The 18596-nt window shown below is 66.0% G+C and carries 10 protein-coding genes; 1 reads left to right on the top strand and 9 read right to left on the bottom strand.

The annotated features are described in order from the left end of the window. Positions 1-95: 95 nt before the first annotated feature. Genes AC0J42_RS20285 through AC0J42_RS20295 form a run of 3 tightly spaced genes read right to left on the bottom strand, consistent with a single transcriptional unit; the run spans position 96 to position 3613 of the window. Complete coding sequence (locus AC0J42_RS20285) at positions 96-443, bottom strand: HepT-like ribonuclease domain-containing protein (protein ID WP_473003389.1); 348 nt, start codon at positions 441-443, stop codon at positions 96-98. After that, entirely contained in the window at positions 440-730 is a 291-nt protein-coding gene (locus AC0J42_RS20290) for a nucleotidyltransferase family protein (protein ID WP_416425457.1), read from the bottom strand. The genes AC0J42_RS20285 and AC0J42_RS20290 overlap by 4 nt, the downstream gene beginning before the upstream one ends. 54 nt (positions 731-784) lie before the next feature. After that, positions 785-3613, bottom strand: coding sequence for a bifunctional diguanylate cyclase/phosphodiesterase (locus AC0J42_RS20295; RefSeq protein WP_473003392.1), 2829 nt, complete (start codon positions 3611-3613; stop codon positions 785-787). A gap of 346 nt (positions 3614-3959) precedes the next feature. Here AC0J42_RS20295 and AC0J42_RS20300 point away from each other — a divergent pair, with 346 nt between their 5' ends. Further along, positions 3960-5339, top strand: a complete 1380-nt coding sequence (locus tag AC0J42_RS20300; protein ID WP_416425459.1) for an MFS transporter — start codon at positions 3960-3962, stop codon at positions 5337-5339. Positions 5340-6150: 811 nt separating this feature from the next. On the opposite strand, the gene AC0J42_RS20305 is transcribed toward AC0J42_RS20300, so the two are convergent. The 6 genes from AC0J42_RS20305 to AC0J42_RS20330 form a co-directional block, all read right to left on the bottom strand. Then, positions 6151-6897 carry an SDR family oxidoreductase gene (locus tag AC0J42_RS20305; RefSeq protein WP_473003393.1) on the bottom strand — a complete coding sequence of 249 codons (747 nt, stop codon included), beginning with the start codon at positions 6895-6897 and terminating at the stop codon, positions 6151-6153. A gap of 60 nt (positions 6898-6957) precedes the next feature. Beyond that, entirely contained in the window at positions 6958-9048 is a 2091-nt protein-coding gene (locus tag AC0J42_RS20310) for a putative bifunctional diguanylate cyclase/phosphodiesterase (protein ID WP_473003394.1), read from the bottom strand. A gap of 217 nt (positions 9049-9265) precedes the next feature. After that, positions 9266-10774: an efflux transporter outer membrane subunit gene (locus tag AC0J42_RS20315; protein WP_473003396.1), complete on the bottom strand. Its 1509-nt coding sequence runs from the start codon at positions 10772-10774 to the stop codon at positions 9266-9268. Next, entirely contained in the window at positions 10771-13878 is a 3108-nt protein-coding gene (locus AC0J42_RS20320) for an efflux RND transporter permease subunit (protein ID WP_473003397.1), read from the bottom strand. The genes AC0J42_RS20315 and AC0J42_RS20320 overlap by 4 nt, the downstream gene beginning before the upstream one ends. Then, on the bottom strand, positions 13875-17048 hold the full coding sequence (locus tag AC0J42_RS20325) for an MdtB/MuxB family multidrug efflux RND transporter permease subunit (protein ID WP_473003399.1): 3174 nt from the start codon (positions 17046-17048) through the stop codon (positions 13875-13877). Before AC0J42_RS20325 ends, AC0J42_RS20320 begins: the two co-directional genes overlap by 4 nt. Next, a complete protein-coding gene (locus tag AC0J42_RS20330; RefSeq protein WP_416425465.1) occupies positions 17045-18370 on the bottom strand; it encodes an MdtA/MuxA family multidrug efflux RND transporter periplasmic adaptor subunit in 1326 nt (441 codons plus the stop codon). Before AC0J42_RS20330 ends, AC0J42_RS20325 begins: the two co-directional genes overlap by 4 nt. Between the last annotated feature and the right edge of the window lie 226 nt (positions 18371-18596).

The following is an 18596-nucleotide window of genomic DNA, read 5'->3' on the forward strand; positions in this document are numbered from 1 at the left end:
GTAGCAGCTGCCGCAGGCTGCGTCCCCAGTCAACCGCGGCGCCCCTGACGCGGCCTGGCGGCCGCTGCTACAGGGAGCGCGTGCCGAAGGCTGCGTCAGCGTTGGATTTGCGAAGGCAGCACGCCAAGCAAATCGGGCAGCGCGGATTTCACCGTCTGCCAGACGATTTCGAGGTTAATGTCAAAATACCCATGAGCAATTCGGTTGCGCATCGTTCTCATGCTGCGCCAAGGAACGTTTGGATGTGCCGCAGCAAACTCAGGATATTTATCCATGACTTTGGTCGATGCTTCGCCAAGAATGACGAGGCTCATGATTACCGCCTGTTGCGTGCGCTTATCCTCGAGAAACTCTTCGATCTGAAGCCCTTCGACAAAGACCAGGGCATCCTGGGCAGCCTCGCGGATATGCGCCAGGTAGTCATCAAGCCGTTGCTCCATCATACCGGGCGCGCCTGAGCGACGACCCGCTCCCTGAATTTGATCGGAAGATCACCCGGCGTCAGCACATCGACCGCTACCCCCAACAGGTCTTCCAATTCGGCCTGCAGCCCACCCAAGTCAAACAGTGTTGCACCAGGCAACGCGTCTACCAGCAAGTCCAGGTCACTGCCATCCTGGTCGGTACCCTGCAGTACCGAGCCAAAAACCCGAGGATTGGCGGTGCGGAAGCGCCCCACGACCTCACGGACAGCAGCTTCCTTGTTAAGAAGGGCAACGGATGGGCGCATGACAATCGGTCCTTTGGTCGGCTCGGTATTGGCAGTCTACCATCCGTAACTGCCTCACTGCGGCAACTCCAGCAACTCCATCGCCATCGGCCGCGCAAAGTAATACCCCTGCGCCTGCGACGCGCCCATCTCCTTGAGCAGCTGCAAGGTGGCCTCGTCTTCCACGCCTTCGGCCACCACTGGCAGCCCCAGCGAGTCGGCCATGCGCACGATGGCGCGGACGATGGCGCGGCTGCGTTCGCTGGCGGTCAGTTCGAGGATGAAGGATTTGTCGATCTTCAGGCCGCTGAAGCGGTACTGGTGCACGTAGCTGAGCGACGAGAAGCCGGCGCCGAAGTCGTCGAGCATCACGCTCAGGCCGTGTTCGGCCAGTTGCTGCATGGTCTGCCGGGCGCGCTCGGGCTCGGCCACCAGGCCGCCTTCGGTCAGTTCCAGGCACAGGCGGTGGGCGTCGATGCCGTGGCGCTGCAGCAGCGCCAGCACTTCGCTGGCAAACTCGGGCCGGGTGATGCTGTAGCTGGAACAGTTGACGTGCACCGGCGGCCAGTGCGCGTGCTCGGGCCGGGCGAGGATTTCGGCAATGCGGTTGAGCATGTACAGGTCCAGCCGGCCAATCAGCCGCAGGCCTTCCAGCGCCGGCAGGAACTGCCCTGGCGCGGTGATGCGGCCGTCGGCCTGGCGCCAGCGGATCAGCGCTTCCAGCGCCACCACCGCACCGCTTTCGACGCTGACGATGGGCTGGAAATACGCCAGCAGCTCGTCGTCGCGCTTGAGCGCGTTGCGCAAGGCGCCCTCGCGCTCCATCTGGTCGGTGACCTCGCGGCGCACCTGCTGGTTGAACACCGCGAAACTGTCGCGGCCGGCGTTCTTGACCCGGTACATGGCGGTGTCGGCGTCACGCAACAGGTCCGCCGGCTCATGGTGGAACTGCCCGTCGGCGCTGACGATGCCGATGCTGCACGAGGAAAACACCCCGTGGCCGTCAATGTTGAACGGCAGGTCGAAGGCCAGCAGGATGCGCTCGGCGAGGTCCACCGCCACATCGAGGTCGGCGCTGGGTGCCAGCACCGCGAACTCGTCGCCGCCCAGGCGCGCCAGCAGGTCGTCCTGGCGCAGGCAGTTGCGCAGGCGCGTGGCGGCCTGGGTCAGCAGCAGGTCGCCGAAATGGTGGCCGAGGCTGTCGTTGACCATCTTGAAGCGGTCCAGGTCGATGAACATCACCACCAGCGGCCGTTGTTGCCGGCAGAAATCCTCCCAAGCCTGCTGCAGGCGTTGCTGCAGGTGGCTGCGGTTGGGCAGCCCGGTCAGGGCGTCGTGGGCGTTTTCATGCTGCAGCTTGGCGTTGGCGTGGTCCAGTTCGCGGGTGCGGCTCTGCACCCGCGCCTCGAGCATCAGGTTGGCGGCGTGCACCGCCTCGGCGGCGCTGCGCCGCGACAACGCGGTGTCGATGTGCCGGGAGACGAAGGTCAGCAACTCCTGGTCGCGCTGGCTATAGCGGATCATCGGCGAATAGCTCTGCACCACCAGCACGCCGCGCACCTGGGTGCCCTCGAACAGCGGGATGCCCAGCCACGACTGCGAGCGGATGGGCCCGGGGTTGTGGGTGATCTCGCCGCTGGCCATCAGCTCGGTAGCGTCGTCGTAGTCGATCAGGCAAGGCCGGCGCTGGCGGATCACGTACTCGGTCAGCCCACGGCGGCCACGGCGTGGCGGCGGCACGGCGGCGCTCTGTTCGTCGATGTAATAGGGGAAGGTCACCTCGCCGGTCATCACCTCGAACAGCGCGATGTAGAAATTGCGCGCGAACAGCAGGTCGCCGACGATGCTGTGCAGGCTCTGGAACAGCTCGGCCATGTCCCCAGGCTGGCTGGACAGCTCGGCAATCTGGAACAGCGCGCTGTGCAGGTGCTCGGCGCGCTCGCGCTCGACCACTTCCTGGCGCAGGGCATCGTTGAGCTCGGACAGCTCCTGGGTGCGCCGCGACACCGTCTCCTCCAGGTCGACCCGGTGCAGGATGCGGTCCAGGGCCATGGCCACGTGGCGGGCCACCACCAGGAACAGCTCGCGGTCCTCGGCGCTATAAATACGCGACACCTCGTAGACCTGCATGGCAAGCATGCCGAACACCTCGTCCGAGGCGTTCTTCAGCGGCGCGCCCATCCAGAACTCGGGGCGATGGCCCAGGGGGGCGAAGCGCCCTTCCTGCTCGGCGCGGCGCATGCCCACGGCGTCGACCATCAGCGGCTGGCCGCTGATCAGCACGTAGCCGGTCAGGGACAGGCACTCGGGGTCCAGGTATTCGTGGCTTTCGGCCTCGATGGCATCGACGTCGATGATGTCCACGTAATAAGGGTACGAGACCTTGCCGTGCTGGGGGTCGTACAGCGCCAGGTAGAAGTTCTCGGCGTCGATCAGCGTGGCCAGGTGCCGGTGCACGCCTTCGAGGAACGCCGCCCGGTCACGGGTGGAGCTGGCCAGGTAGGTGATTTCGTACAGCACCCGCTGGGTGATCTGCGCCCGCGCCAGGGCCTCGCTCTGCACCCGCGTGCCCAGCTCCCGGGCCAGCTCGGCCAACTGCAGGTTGTGCGCCTCGCTGCGTGGCGCCAGCAGCCAGCCCAGGGCACGCTCGCCCTGGCCGGTGGGCCAGCGATGCAAGCCCTCGGTGCGGCAAAACGCGTCGAGGTCGTCGGCTGCCAGTGTCGCAGGCCACTGGCAGAAGGCGCCGCCCTGGGCCGCCCGGTGCATGGGCTCGCCATCCCGGTACCACACCCACGCGCAAGCCTTGGGCCAGGCGCGCGCGCCGGCCAGCACCACTTCAATCGACGCGGCCGTCTGTTCGCCCGGCGGCAGGCGTGAGTCATCGGGCAAAACGGGGAAGTTCAAGAAGGTGCTCCAACAGAACGGACAGTCGCAGAACCCCTTATCGGCAGGGCCAGACGAAGATATAGCGCGGTGCCACTACTTCAGGCAAGCTCTGTCAGACCAACCGGGCGCCAACCCTTGCGCCAGACGCACCACTGATGCCATTCGCTGCACAAACTTTTTCACTGGTGTCATAATAATGACCGGCAATCGCACAGGTTCGCATGGGCCACCGGGTTGCCGTATTGACACAGATCATGGCGGCTGATATTTGTTAACTATCCAGTTAGTTTTGGTTTCGACCCCAGCTGACGGCCAGCGTTACCTAAAATGATATTGCTCTATAATAAAAACAACGGAGACACCCATGGATCAAGTATCCACCGAGTCCCACGGCTCAAAGCAGACCAAGAAAGCGACCGCCAGCGGCTGGATTGGCTCGGCGCTCGAGTACTATGACTTCTTTATCTACGCCCAGGCTGCGGCGCTGATATTCCCGCAAATCTTCTTCCCGTCCACCGACCCCAAGATCGCTATCGTCGCCTCGCTGGCTACTTATGGCGTGGGTTACATCGCCCGTCCGATCGGTGCTGCGTTCCTGGGCCACTGGGGTGACACCCGCGGCCGCAAGAACGTGCTGCTGTTGTGCATGTTCCTGATGGGCTTCGCGACCATGGCCGTGGGCCTGCTGCCTACCTATAGCCAGGTTGGCATGCTGGCGCCGGTCCTGCTGGTGGTGCTGCGCCTGATCCAGGGCTTCGCGGTAGCCGGCGAGATCTCCGGGGCCAGTTCCATGATCATGGAGCACGCGCCCTTCGGCAGAAGGGGCTACTACGCCAGCTACACCCTGCAGGGCGTGCAGGCAGGGCAGATCTTCGCCGCGGCGATCTTCCTGCCACTGGCCTACTTCATGCCTGACGATGCGTTCAACAGCTGGGGCTGGCGGATTCCGTTCCTGCTCAGCGCCATCGTGCTGATCGCCGGCTACATCATCCGTAAAGAGGTCCACGAGACCCCGGCCTTCGTCAAGGAAGAAGCCAGCACCGAACTGCCGAAAGCACCCATCGTCGAGGCCTTCCAGCACAACTGGCGCAACATGTGCCTGGTGACCTGCATGGCGCTGATGAACGTGATCCCGGTGGTGGCCACCATCTTCGGTGCGGCCTACGCGGTGCAGCCGGCCTACGGCATCGGCTTCTCGAAGAGCGTGTACCTGTGGATTCCGGTGATCGGCAACATCGTCGCCGTGGTGGTGATCCCGTTCGTGGGCAACTGGTCGGACAAGATCGGCCGTCGCCCGATGATCATGGGTGGCGCCCTGGGCTCGGGCCTGCTGGCCTTCGGTTACCTGTACGCGATCAGCATCCACAGCGTGCCCCTGGCCTTCACCATGTCGCTGCTGATGTGGGGTGTGGTCTACCAGGGCTACAACGCGATCTTCCCAAGCTTCTACCCGGAACTGTTCCAGACCCGCTACCGCGTGTCGGCCATGGCCATCTCGCAGAACGTGGGCACCATGATCACCGCGCTGCTGCCGGCCCTGTTCGCCGCCATCGCCCCGCCCGGCTCGGACAACATCCCGATGACCGTGGGTGCAATGGCGTTCGGCATCACCATCATCGCAGCCCTCGCGGCCTACGCGGCCAAGGAAACCTACCGGATTCCGATGGCGGACCTGGGCAAGCGTGATGCGAAGGAAGTGGACAAGAAGGATTACCTGCAGATGCGGATGCAGGCGGTGAAGTAACAGCAGCTGCAAGCTGCAAGAAAAAGCCCCGGCTTCGATGAGAACCCGGGGCTTTTTCGCATCCAACAGCTTTTGATCTGCTTTTGATCTGGCTTTTGATGTGCTTTTGATCTTGATCTGGCTTTTGACTTTGATCTTGGCCCCGTTAAGCGCCCGGGCCGACCGGAGGCGTTGATCAAGCGGGCCTCGGCGGAGCCGAGGGAGACGGAACCGGAGGCGCTTCTATTCCGGGCCGTCGTCCGCTTGAGCGACGCCGGAGGGAGGGGACCCGTAGCGCAGCGGAGGGCCCAAGCAGGGGCGAGCCCTTTTTGCTTCCTTTTTGGCTGGGCCGGCACACCGGGCGACTGCCAAAAAGGGAGTCGCCGTAAGGGCGAAACGGTCGGTGGTATCCCCGCGAAAATGGATATGTTCGAAATCGCCGAAGCGGGATTCCAAAGCCGTATGAATATCCAGCATTCAGGGTGATGCACTATCACCTTTCCGCCCTTACGGCGGGTCACTTTTTGACAAACGCCTCAAAAAGTAACCAAAAAAGGCTTGCCCCTGCTTGGTCCCTACGCTTCGCTGCGGGTCCCCTCCCTCCGGCGTCGCCCAAGCGGCCGACGGCCCGGAATAGAAGCGCCTCCGGTTCCGTCTTCCCCGGCTACGCCGTGGACCGCTTGAGCGCCGCCTCCAGTCGGCCCTGGCGCTTTACGGGGCACACAATCAAGATCAAAGGCCGCACGGAAGCAAGAGCAACAGCTGCCTCACTTGAGTTATGTAGCGGTAGCACGTCCCAGCGCAGCCTCGCGGCAGCGGCTACACCGGCAGCTCAGCGGCCGCCACCCAGGTCGAGGAAGCTGCCGGTGGTGTAGCTGGCCTGCTCCGAGGCCAACCACAGGATCGCCTCGGCCACCTCGTGGGGCTGCCCGCCCCGCCCCATGGGAATCCCCGGCTCCAGCTTGCTGACCCGATCCGGGTCGCCGCTCAGGGCATGGAACTCGGTATAGATGTACCCCGGCCGCACCGCGTTGACCCGCACGCTCTCGCCGGCCAGCTCCTTGGCCAGGCCCACAGTGAAGGTATCCAGCGCACCCTTGGACGCCGCGTAATCGACGTACTCGCCCGGCGAGCCCAAGCGCGCGGCCACCGAGGAGACGTTGACGATGCTGCCACCCTGCCCGCCATGGCGGGTGGACATGCGCAGGATGGCGTGCTTGGCACACAGGATCGGCCCGGCAACGTTGCTCTTGAGCAGCTTCAGCAGGCGGAATTCGGACATTTCGTCGACCCGCGAGGTGTGGCCCACAGTGGCGGCGTTGTTGACCAGCACGCTGACCGTGCCCAGCTCGGCGTCGACGCGGTTGAACAGGTGCACCACCTCGTCCTCGACGCTGACGTCGGCGCGCACGGCGATGGCCTGGGCGCCCAGCTCGCGCAGCTCGGCCAGGGTGGTCTGGGCGGCCTGTTCATCGGCCAGGTAGTTGATGCACACGCGGTAACCCTGGCGGGCGGCCAGGCGCGCAGTGGCGGCACCGATGCCACGGCTGCCGCCGGTGATGACGATAACTTTATCCATGGACCTCGGTACACTCCTCATGGGGATTGCAGGGTTGAAGGCTGGCTAATAGTACGAAATTCAGGCGCCCGACGCGCGCTGCAGATTTTCCGCCGCGTGAATATCGGCCATGAAGCGCTCCGCCGGCAAGGGGTGGCCCAACAGAAAACCCTGCAGCGAGTCACAGCCCAGGCGGGTCAGGAAGTTCTGCTGGTTATCGGTCTCCACGCCCTCGGCGACGATACGCAGGCCCAGGGCCTGGCCCAGGGCGACAATGGCCGAGACGATGGCGGCGTCGTCGCTGTCCTGCTCCAGGTCACGGACGAAGCCGCGGTCGATCTTCAGCTCGTTGGCCGGCAGGCGCTTGAGGTACATCAGGCTGGAGTAGCCGGTGCCGAAGTCATCGATGGACAGGTCCACGCCCATGTCCGACAGCTGGCGCAGCACGCTCATGCTGGCGTCGGCGTCGTTCATGGCGGTGGTCTCGGTGATCTCCAGGGTCAGGTTGTTCGCCGCCAGCTGGTGCCGTTCAAGCGCCGCCGCGACGCTGGCCACCAGGCCCACGTGGCAGAATTGCAGCGCCGACAGGTTCACCGCTATGCGCCAGTGGCCGTAGCCCTGCAACGCCCACTCGCGCATCTGCCGGCACGCCTCGTCCAGCACCCAGTCGCCGATGCCGATGATCAGCCCGGTCTTCTCCGCCAGGTCAATGAAACGGTCCGGCGCCAGCAAGCCCATGTCCGGGTGCTGCCAGCGCAGCAGCGCCTCGGCGCCCACCGGCTGGCCAGTGCTGGCCTCGAACTTGGGCTGGTAGTGCAGGCGCAGCTGGCCGCGCTCCACCGCCATGCGCAGGTCCTGCAACAGTTGCAGTTGCTTGCGCGCGTTGGTGTTCATGGAGCCGTCGAAGAAGCTGTAGCAGTTCTTGCCCGCGCTCTTGGCGTGGTACATGGCGGCGTCGGCGTTCATCAGCAGGCTGTGCTGGTCAGTGCCGTTGCCGGGGTACAGGGCGATGCCAATGCTGGCGGAGATCTGCAGGTTCTGCTCGGCCACCCGGAACGGCTGGGCGATCAGGGCGACCTGGCGGGCGGCCACGGTGGGCACGTCGTCCGGCTCGTCGAGGGCCACCAGCAGCACGAACTCGTCGCCACCGATGCGCGCCAGGGTGTCCTGGCCCTGCAGGTTGCCACGCAGGCGCAGGGCCACGGCGCGCAGCAGCTCGTCGCCGGTGAAGTGGCCGAAGGCGTCGTTCACCGGCTTGAAGCCGTCCAGGTCGATGAACATCAGCGCGAAGCAGCCGCCCTTCTCGTCCACCATCTGGATCGCCTGCTCGATGCGGTCGGCCAGCAGCATGCGGTTGGGCAGGCCGGTGAGGTTGTCGTGCAGGGCCAGCTGCGTCAGCTCGCGGTTGGCCAGGCGCAGGGAGTTGGCCAGGTCAGCGGTGCGTGCCTCCATGCGCGCGTCCAGCACCGAGGTCAGCAGGGTGATGCCCAGCACCGCCAGGCTGGTGATCAGCACCATGTAGTCCAGGCCCTTGCCGGTCAGGCCACCGCCCAGGGCGCCACAGGCGCTGCCCTCGGGGAACATGGCTGCGGCCATGCCGGTGTAGTGCATGCCCACTATGGCCACGCCCATCACCACCGAGGCCACGCCGCGCGCCAGCACCACGTGGGGCGCGGCATGGCGCAGGCGGAACGCTATGTAGAGGGCGGCCGCCGAGGCGCCGATGGCAATGATGATGGAATCGATGAACAGCACGGGGTCGTACTGGATCCCCGGAGTCATGCGCATGGCGGCCATGCCGGTGTAGTGCATGGTGGCGATGCCGCTGCCCATGATCAGCGCGCCGAAGGCCAGTTGCCCGAACGGCAGCCGCGGCTGGCTCACCAGCCACAGGGCGAAGCCCGAGGACAGCACGGCGATCAACAGCGACAGCGCGGTCAGCTTGAGGTCATACCCCAGGGCGATGGGCAGGCTGAAGGCGAGCATGCCGATAAAGTGCATCGACCACACGCCGACGCCCATGGACAGCGAGCCACCGGCCATCCAGAAATACACCGCGCGCCCCTTCGCGGTGGCGATGCGGCCAACCAGGTCGAGCGCCGTATAGGACGCCAGCATGGCCACGCACAGTGAAATGACAACCAGGGAGGGGGAATAACTACCAATCAGCATGCGACTCTCGAAACCGGCAAATACGACGCGTTCCCTGCGAAAAATCTGCCCGGGATTGTACGCAATTAAACGTTTGTTTGCTTGCGAAGAGCGCCTGAATACGGGGGCTTGGCGGGATATCGCTTTGCCATCACCGAATCCAGCTTCTACAAGGGTCCGGCCGCTGTACAGCGTTGTACAGGGCCGGTGCTGACCTTAACCTTTCAGACGAACGGCATCAAGGCGCGCGGCTCAATTCCAGCTGCCCATCCCAGCCGCCGCCCAGCGCGGCGATCAGTTGCACGCTGGCCACCAGGCGGCTCTGCAGCACGTTGAGCACGCTGCGCTCGTTGCTCAACGCCGTGGCCTGCACCGTCACCACGTCCAGGTAGGCGATGAGGCCGGCCTTGTACTGGTTGGTGGTCAGGCGCAGGGACTCGCGCGCCGACTCCAGCGCCTGCTCGCGCACCTGGGCCTCGTCTTCGTACACCTTGAGCTGGACCATGTAGTTTTCCACCTCCTGGAAGCCGTTGAGCACGGTCTGCCGGTACTGGGCCACGGTCTGGTCGTAGACCGCCTCGGTGCGGTCCACCTCGGCCGAACGCTGGCCGCCGTCGAACAGCGTGCCGGCCAGTTGCGGGCCCACCGACCAGAAGCGGTTGGGCAGGCTCAGCCAGTTGGCGAAGGTGCTGCTGCTGTAGCCACCCGACAGGCTCAGGGTCAGGTCCGGGTAATAGGCGCTCTTGGCCACGCCGATGTTGGCGTTGGCGGCCATCACCGAACGCTCGGCGGCGGCGATGTCGGGGCGCCGCTCCAGCCACTGCGACGGCACCTGCACGGGGATCTGCGGCAGCGCCGGGATGGCCTGGCTCTCGGCCAGGTTGAAATCGGCCGGCGGCACGCCCATCAGCACGGCGATGGCGTTCTCGTACTGGGCGCGCTGCCAGCGCAGGTCCACCAGGTCGGCCTGGGTGGTGCGCAGCTGGGTCTGCGCCTGGGCCACCGCATCGGCGCCCGAGACGCCGACCTTGTACTGGTTCTGGGTCATGGTCAGCGAGCGCTCGTAGGCCTGCACCGTGGCCTCAAGCAGGCGCTTCTGCTGGTCAATGACCCGCAGTTGCAGGTAGTTCTGCACCAGCTCCGACTGCAGGCTCAGGCGCATAGACGCAAGGTCGGCGAGGCTGGCCTGGGCGCTGCCCTTGTCGGCTTCCAGGCCGCGGCGCAGCTTGCCCCACACGTCGGCTTCCCAGCTGACGTTGGCCTGGGCCGAGTAGCTGTTGCGAATGCCGCTGCCGGCACTGCCCAGGCTGGTGTTGCTGTTGCTGCTGCCGGCGCCCTGGCCGGAGCGGGTCTTGCTGGCGCTGAGGTCGACGGTGGGGAAGAACGCGCCACGCGCGCTCTTCACCAGCGCCTGGGCCTGGCGGTACTGGGCTTCATATTGCGCCACGGTCTGGTTGGCGTGGTTCAGGCGCTCCACCAGGCCGTTGAGCTGGGTGTCGCCGTACACTTCCCACCAGGCACCGCGGGCCAGGGCGTCGCTGGGCTGCGCCTGGCGCCAGCCCTGGGCTTCCTTGAACTGCGCCGGCGCGGCCACGTCCGGGCGCTTGTAGTCAGGCCCCACGGCACAGCCGCCCAGCAGCAGGCCAGTGAGCATCAGCGCGCTCAGGCCCAGGTTGAGCAGGCGCGAGCCGCGGGCGGTGGCCATCTGGCAGGTCAAGGGGCGCAGCAGCACGGTCGGCTTGTTCATAGCGGGGTTTCCAGGGATGCATCGGTACGCACGCCGCGCCAGCGGTTGACCCGGTGGCGCAGGCGATCGAGGTAGAGGTAGACCACCGGGGTGGTGTACAGGGTCAGGATCTGGCTGAAGATCAGCCCGCCGATGATGGCCAGGCCCAGCGGCTGGCGCATCTCCGCGCCCTCGGTGCCGCCGATCAGCAGCGGCAGCGCGCCAAGGATGGCCGCCAGCGTGGTCATCAGGATCGGCCGCAGGCGTTGCAGGCAGGCCTGGCGAATCGAGTCGAACGGGCCCATGCCCTGCTCGCGTTCCAGCTGCAGCGCCAGGTCGATCATCAGAATGGCGTTCTTCTTCACCACGCCGATCAGCAGGAACAGCCCCAGCAGCGAGATCAGGCTGAACTCGCCGCCGGTGACGTAGATGCTCAGCAGCGCGCCCACCCCCGCCGACGGCAGCGTGGAAAGAATGGTCAGCGGGTGCACGTAGCTCTCGTAGAGGATACCCAGCACCAGGTACACCAGCACCAGCGAGCCGAGAATCATCCACGGCTGGCTCTTCTGCGCCGCGGCGAAGGCGTCACCGGTGCCGGCCACCTTGACGATGATGTCCTCGGGCAGCCCCAAGGAAGCAATGGCGCGCTCGATGGCGGCGGTGGCACGGTCCAGTGGCACGCCCTCGGCGAGGTCGAAGGAGATGCTCTCCGAGGCGAACTGGCCCTCGTGGCTGACGCTGTCGTCGGCCAGGCTGTTCTCGTAGTGGGCGATGCTCGACAGCGGCACCCGCGCGCCGGCGGAGTTGATCACCTGCACCTGGTCGAGGGTAACCGGGTCCTGGGCGTACTTGGGGTTGATCTCCATCACCACTTCGTACTGGTTGAGGCTGTCGTAGATGGTGGAGATCTGCCGCTGGCTGTAGGCGTTGTTGAGCACCCCGGTGACGGTGCTCATGTCGATGCCCAGGCGCTTGGCCTGGTCGCGGTCCACCACCAGGGTCACCTGGGGTGCGCCACGGCCTTCGCGGGCATCGATGGAGGTCAGCTCCGGCAGGCGCTTGAACGCCTCGGTGATCTTCGGGTACCAGGTGCGCAGCGCGGCCAGGTCGCCGCTCTGGATGATGTACTGGTACTGGTTGGTGGTCTGGTCGCGGGCGCCGCCGAACTGCAGGTCCTGGTCGGCCATCAGCATCAGCCGTGCGCCAGGCACCTTGGGCAGGTTCTTGCGCAGGCGCTCGATGACCTGCTGGGCGTTGACGTCGCGCTCCTTGATGGGCTTGAGGCGCACCAGGATGGTGGCGTTGTTGGTGCCGTTGTTGCCGCCGATGAAGCCGGCGACGCTGAGCACCGCCGGGTCGGCGATGATGGCGCGGCGGAAGGCTTCCATCTTCGGCTGCATGACGGTGAACGACAGGCCGTCGTCGCCGCGCACGAAGCCCATCAGCTGGCCGGTGTCCTGCTGGGGCATGAAGGTCTTGGGCACCACCACGTACAGGGCGATGTTGACGCCGATGGTGACCACCAGGCTGATCAGGGTCAGCCGCCGGTGCGCCAGGGCCCAGCCCAGGGTGCGGTCGTAGCCGCGCACCATGGCCTCGTGCACGCGGTTGCTCCAGCGCTGCAGGCGGGTTTCGTGGCCGTGGTCGTGGGGCTTGAGCCAGCGCGCGCAGAGCATGGGGGTGAGGGTCAGCGACACCAGCAGCGACACCACGATGGCCGCCGAGAGGGTGATGGAAAATTCGCGGAACAGCTTCTCGATGATGCCGCCCATGAACAGGATCGACATGAACACCGCCACCAGCGAGGCGTTCATCGCCAGCAGGGTGAAGCCCACTTCCCGGGCGCCCTGGTAGGCGGCCTTCATGGGCGCCATGCCGGCGTTGATGTGCCGCGCGATGTTCTCCAGCACCACGATGGCGTCGTCCACCACCAGCCCCGTGGCCAGGATCAGCGCCATCAGCGACAGGTTGTTCAGCGAGAAGCCCCACAGGTACATGATGGCGAAGGTGCCCACCAGCGACACCGGCACCGCCAGGGTGGGAATCAGCGAGGCGCGCCAGTCGGCCAGGAACAGGTACACCACCAGCACCACCAGGGCCACGGCGATCAGCAGGGTGCTCTCGGCCTCGTGCAGGGTGGCGGTGATCACCGGCGAGCGGTCCATGGCGATGTTCAGCCGCACGCTGGCCGGCAACACCGCTTGCAGGGCCGGCAGCTGCGCCTTGATTTGCGCCACGGTCTTGATGATGTTGGCGCCGGCCTGGCGGTTGATCACCAGCAGCACCGCCGCGTCGTCGTTGAAGAAGCCGGCGTTGTAGCGGTCTTCCACGCCGTCGGTGAGCTTGGCCACGTCGCTCAGGCGCAGGGCCGAGCCGTTCTGGTAGCGAATGATCAGCGGGCCATAGTCCTTGGCCTTTTCCAGCTGGTCGTTGGCCTGCACCTGCCAGTTGTGCTCGCCGCTTTCGACGAAGCCCTTGGGCCGGCGCACGTTGGCGTTGGCGATGGTGGTGCGCACCTCGTCCAGGGCCACGCCGTACTGGTTGAGCAGGTTGGGCTCGACCTCCACGCGCACCGCCGGCAGCGAGCTGCCGCCGATCTGCACCTCCCCTACCCCGTCCACCTGGGACAGGCTCTGGGACAGGATGGTGGATGCCAGGTCGTACAGCTGGCCCTTCTGCAGCACGTCGGAGGTCAGCGACAGCACCATGATCGGTGCCTGCGCCGGGTTGACCTTCTTGTAGGTGGGCATGCTGCGCATGCCGCTGGGCAGCAGCGGCCGCGAGGCGTTGATGGCCGCCTGCACCTCGCGGGCGGCGCCGTTGATGTCGCGGTCCATGTCGAACTGCAGGATCACCCGCGTCGAGCCCTGGCTGGAGCGGCTGTTCATGTTGCTGACGCCGGAGATGCTGCCGAAGGCGCGCTCCAGCGGCGTGGCCACGGTGGAGGCCATGACCTCGGGGCTGGCGCCGGCCAGGTTGGCCGACACCACGATCACCGGGAAGTCCATCTGCGGCAGCGGCGACACCGGCAGCAGGCCGAAGCTGACGCCGCCCAGCAGCATCACCGCGACGCTGAGCAGCATGGTCGCCACCGAGCGGCGAATGAAGGGGGCCGACAGGTTCATGCCGACGCCTGCGGTTCAGCGGCCGGTGCCTTGCGCCAGCGGCGCCCCAGGCGGTCGAAGTACAGGTAGATCACCGGGGTGGTGAACAGCGTCAGCACCTGGCTCACCAGCAGCCCGCCCACCATCACCAGGCCCAGCGGCTGGCGCAGTTCGGCGCCCGAGCCACCGGCCAGCATCAGCGGCACGGCGCCGAACAGCGCGGCCATGGTGGTCATCAGGATCGGCCGGAAGCGCAGCAGCGCCGCCTGGTAGATGGCGGTCTGCGGGTCCAGCCCCTGGTTGCGCTCGGCGTCCAGGGCGAAGTCGATCATCATGATCGCGTTCTTCTTGACGATGCCGATCAGCAGGATGATGCCGATGATGGCGATCATCCCCAGGTCATTGCCGCTCAACAGTAGCGCCAGCAAGGCGCCCACCGCCGCCGAGGGCAGCGTGGAGAGGATGGTGATGGGGTGGATGTAGCTCTCGTAGAGAATGCCCAGCACGATGTACATGGTCACCACCGCCGCCAGAATCAGCAGCAGCGTGCTCGACAGCGACGCCTGGAACGCCTGCGCGGCGCCCTGGAACTGGGTCTGCACGCCAATCGGCATGCCGATGTCCTTCTGCACCTGCTCGATCAGTGCCACCGCCTGGCCCAGGGCCACGCCCGGCGCCAGGTTGAACGAGACCATCACCGCCGGGAACTGGCCGATGTGCGAGATGGCCAGCTGCGCCTGGCGCTGCTCGATGTGCGCCAGGCTCGACAGGCGCACCTGGGTGCTGTTGGTCACCGGCAACGACGAGCTGGCACCGGTGAGGGTGCTGGACACGGTCTGGTTGATGGCGCTGTCGCTGGGTGTGCTCTTGACGTAGATCTGCTCCAGCGCCTGCGGGCCGATCACCGAGGCGTTGGCCGCCTGCAGCACCACGCGGTACTGGCTGGCCTGGGTGTAGATGGTGGAAATCTGCCGTTGGCCGAAGGCGTCGTACAGGGCGTTGGTGATGTCGGCGACGTTGACGCCCAGGCGCTTGGCCTGGTCGCGGTCGATCACCAGGTACACCTGCAGGCCCTTGTCCTGCAGGTCGCTGGCCACGTCGGTGAGCTGCGGCTGCTGGCGCAGGGCATCCACCAGCTTGCCGCTCCACTGGCTGAGCAGGTCGGCATCGGGCGACGACAGGCTGAACTGGTACTGGGTGCGGCTGACCCGGTCCTCGATGGTCAGGTCCTGCACCGGCTGCATGAACAGGCGCATGCCCACCAGCTTGTCGGCTTCCGGCTGGATGTTGGCGATGACTTCACTGGCGGTGTGGCTGCGCTGGCCCAGGGGCTTGAGGTTGATCAGCATGCGCCCGCTGTTGAGCGTGGCGTTGTCGCCGTCCACGCCGATATAGGAAGACAGGCTCTCGACGTCCGGGTCCTGCAGCACGATGGCCGCCAGGTCCTGCTGGCGCTGGCTCATGGCACTGAAGGAGATCGACTGCGGCGCCTCGGTGATGCCCTGGATCACCCCGGTGTCCTGCACCGGAAAGAAGCCCTTGGGCACCACCATATAAAGGAACACGGTGAGGCCCAGGGTGGCCAAGGCCACCAGCAGGGTCAGCGGCTGGTGGCGCAGCACCCACTGCAGCTTGCGGCCGTAGGCCTCGATCAGCCAGTCGATCCAGGCGCCGCTGGCGCGGTAGAAGCGCGTCTGTTCCTCGGGCTTGGGCTCGCGCTTGAGCAGGCGTGCGCACATCATCGGCGTCAGCGTCAGCGAGACCACCAGCGAAATCAGGATGGCCACCGCCAGGGTGATGGCGAACTCGCGGAACAGCCGCCCCACCACGTCGGCCATGAACAGCAGCGGGATCAGCACGGCGATCAGCGAGAAGGTCAGCGACAGCAGCGTGAAGCCGATCTGCCGGGCGCCCTTGAGCGCCGCCTGCAGCGGCGTCTCGCCCTCCTCGATGTGCCGGGAGATGTTCTCCAGCATGACGATGGCGTCGTCCACCACGAAACCGGTGGCGATGGTCATGGCCATCAGCGTCAGGTTGTTGATGGAGAAACCGGCCAGGTACATGACGCCGAACGTGCCGATCAGCGACAGCGGCACGGCCACCGACGGAATGATCGTGGCGCTGAAACGGCGCAGGAACAGGAAGGTCACCAGCACCACCAGGGCGATGGAGAACAGCAGCTCGTGCTGCACGTCGGCCACCGAGGCGCGGATGGTCTGGGTGCGGTCGGTGAGTACCGCCACGTCCAGGCCCGCCGGCAGGTTGTCGGTGATCGACGGCAGCACCGCCTTGATGCGGTCCACCACTTCAATCACGTTGGCACCGGGCTGGCGCTGGATGTTCAGCAGCACCGCCTGGTTGTTGTTGGCCCAGGCCGCCAGGCGCTCGTTCTCGGCGCCGTTGACGATGGTCGACACGTCCTTCAGGCGCAGCGGCGCGCCGTTGCGGTAGCTGAGGATGAGGTTGGCGTATTCCTCGGGCGAGACCATCTGGTCGTTGGCGTCGAGCATCGACACCCGCGTCGGGCCGTCGAAGTTGCCCTTGGGCTGGTTGACGTTGGAGGCGGCGATCAGCGTGCGCACGTCGGCCAGGTTCAGGCCGTTAGCGGCCAGCGCCTCGGGGTTGACCTTGATGCGCACCGCCTGGCGCTGGCCGCCGGCGATGGAGACCATGCCGACGCCGGTGATCTGGGCGATTTTCTGCGCCATGCGCGTGTCGACCAGGTCGTTGAGCTTGGGCAGCAGCATGGTTTTCGAGCTGATAGCAAGGGTCAGCACCGGGGTGTCGGCCGGGTTGACCTTGTTGTACACCGGCGGTGCCGGCAGGTCGGTGGGCAGCAGGTTGGTGGCGGCGTTGATGGCCGCCTGCACCTGCTGCTCGGCGACGTCCATGTTGATGTCGAGGCTGAAGCGCAGGGTCAGCACCGAGGCGCCGCCGGAACTGGTGGAGGCCATCTGGGTGAGCCCGGGCATCTGCCCGAACTGGCGCTCCAGCGGCGCGGTCACGGCGCTGGTCATCACTTGCGGGCTCGCGCCGGGGTACAGGGTCATGACCCGGATGGTCGGGTAGTCGACCTGGGGCAACGCCGACACCGGCAGCAGGCGGTAGGCGATCAGGCCGGCCAGGATAATGGCCAGCATGCTCAGGGTAGTGGCTACCGGACGCAGGATGAACAGCCGCGACAGATTCATACGCCCGCCTTGCTCCGGTGGCCGTTGCCGGCCTGCTTGCCGGCGGCGTCTTCACCCTTGAGGTGCTCGCCTGGCGTGGTGGGCACCTGGCCTGGGTCATTGACCACTTCCACGCTGCTGCCGTCGCGCAGGCGGTCGGTGCCTTCCAGCACCACGCGGTCGCCCTTGGCCAGGCCGTCCTCGACCACCGTGACGGTGCCGTCGGAGGCGCCGATCTTCAGTTGGCGAATGCGCACCTTGTCGTTGCCGTCCATGGCGTAGACGAAGGTGCCGTTGGTGCCGAACTGCACGGCGGCCGAGGGCGCCAGCACCACGTCCTTGAGGGTGTCGGACAGCAGGTGGACGTTGACGAACTGGTTGGGGAACAGCGCCAGGTCCTTGTTATCGAAGTAGGCCTTGAACTTCAGGGTGCCGGTGGTGGTGTCGATCTGGTTGTCGATGCTGTGCAGCACGCCCGTGGCCTGCTGGGCGCGGTCGCCGCGGTCCCAGGCTTCCACCGGCAGGGTGGCGCCGCTGCGCACGCGGGCCAGCACCGGGTCGAGGGTGGTCTCGGGCAGGGTGAAGATCACGCTGATGGGCTGCACCTGGGTGATCACCGCCAGGGCGGTGGTGTCGTTGGCAGCCACCAGGTTGCCCACGTCCAGCTGGCGCAGGCCCACGCGGCCGCTGATGGGCGCGCGGATCTGGGTGAATTCCAGATTGAGCTTGGCATTATTGACGTTGGCCTGGTCGGTGAGCAGCGTGCCCTGGTACTGGCCCACCAGCGCCTCCGCGGTGTCCAGGGTCTGCTTGGCGATGCTGTCCTGGGCGAACAGCTCTTTATAGCGTTGCAGGTCGCGCTGGGCGTTCTTCAACTGCGACTGGTCCTGGGCCAGGGTGCCCTGGGCCTGCTGCAGGGCAATTTCATACGGGCGCGGGTCGATCACCGCCAGCAGGTCGCCGGCCTTGACCATCTGCCCTTCCTGGAACGCCACCTTCACCAGCTCCCCGGCCACGCGGCTGCGCACGCTGATGGTGTTGGTGGCAGTCACCGTGCCCAGGGCTTTCAAATAGACCGGGAAGTCGCCCACGGTAGCCGGGGCCACCCGCACCGGCGTCGGCCCACTGGCCGGGCCGAAGCCTGGGCGCATGGGGTTGCCGCCCGGCCGCCCGCCATGGGGCCGGCCTTTCTCGGGCGGGCCGCCGGCTTCATGCTGCTGGGCCGGCGAATGCTGCGCACGCCAGTACAGGCCCGCGGCAATCAGCAGGATCAAGATCAGCAGGCCGAACAGCCAACGGGGAAAGGTGCGGGAACCGGCGGGTTGCATGGAATGATCGACCATTATTGAAAGTGGGTGTGTCGGGAGGCTGGAACGATAATCATTGTTGCGAATATTGCAAAGTGCCTTTACCCGCTATTTACGTAGGACGCGTTTATGCCGTGTTTCGTCCAGAAAAGAAAACGGCCTGGGGGATGCCAGGCCGTTTCTTTATTACTGCATGTAACACAGACCATTGGACGCTATCCATCCCGTAGCCGCTGCCGCAGGCTGCGCTGGCCCTCGCCTA

It is taken from the genome of Pseudomonas sp. Tav-5-1A (assembly GCF_055755055.1).

Excerpts from the sequence above, each read along its gene's own strand:
- AC0J42_RS20285 (WP_473003389.1), bottom strand. The coding sequence starts at position 443 with ATGATGGAGCAACGGCTTGATGACTACCTGGCGCATATCCGCGAGGCT.
- AC0J42_RS20290 (WP_416425457.1), bottom strand. The coding sequence starts at position 730 with ATGCGCCCATCCGTTGCCCTTCTTAACAAGGAAGCTGCTGTCCGTGAG.
- AC0J42_RS20300 (WP_416425459.1), top strand. The coding sequence starts at position 3,960 with ATGGATCAAGTATCCACCGAGTCCCACGGCTCAAAGCAGACCAAGAAA.
- AC0J42_RS20305 (WP_473003393.1), bottom strand. The coding sequence starts at position 6,897 with ATGGATAAAGTTATCGTCATCACCGGCGGCAGCCGTGGCATCGGTGCC.
- AC0J42_RS20310 (WP_473003394.1), bottom strand. The coding sequence starts at position 9,048 with ATGCTGATTGGTAGTTATTCCCCCTCCCTGGTTGTCATTTCACTGTGC.
- AC0J42_RS20315 (WP_473003396.1), bottom strand. The coding sequence starts at position 10,774 with ATGAACAAGCCGACCGTGCTGCTGCGCCCCTTGACCTGCCAGATGGCC.
- AC0J42_RS20320 (WP_473003397.1), bottom strand. The coding sequence starts at position 13,878 with ATGAACCTGTCGGCCCCCTTCATTCGCCGCTCGGTGGCGACCATGCTG.
- AC0J42_RS20325 (WP_473003399.1), bottom strand. The coding sequence starts at position 17,048 with ATGAATCTGTCGCGGCTGTTCATCCTGCGTCCGGTAGCCACTACCCTG.
- AC0J42_RS20330 (WP_416425465.1), bottom strand. The coding sequence starts at position 18,370 with ATGGTCGATCATTCCATGCAACCCGCCGGTTCCCGCACCTTTCCCCGT.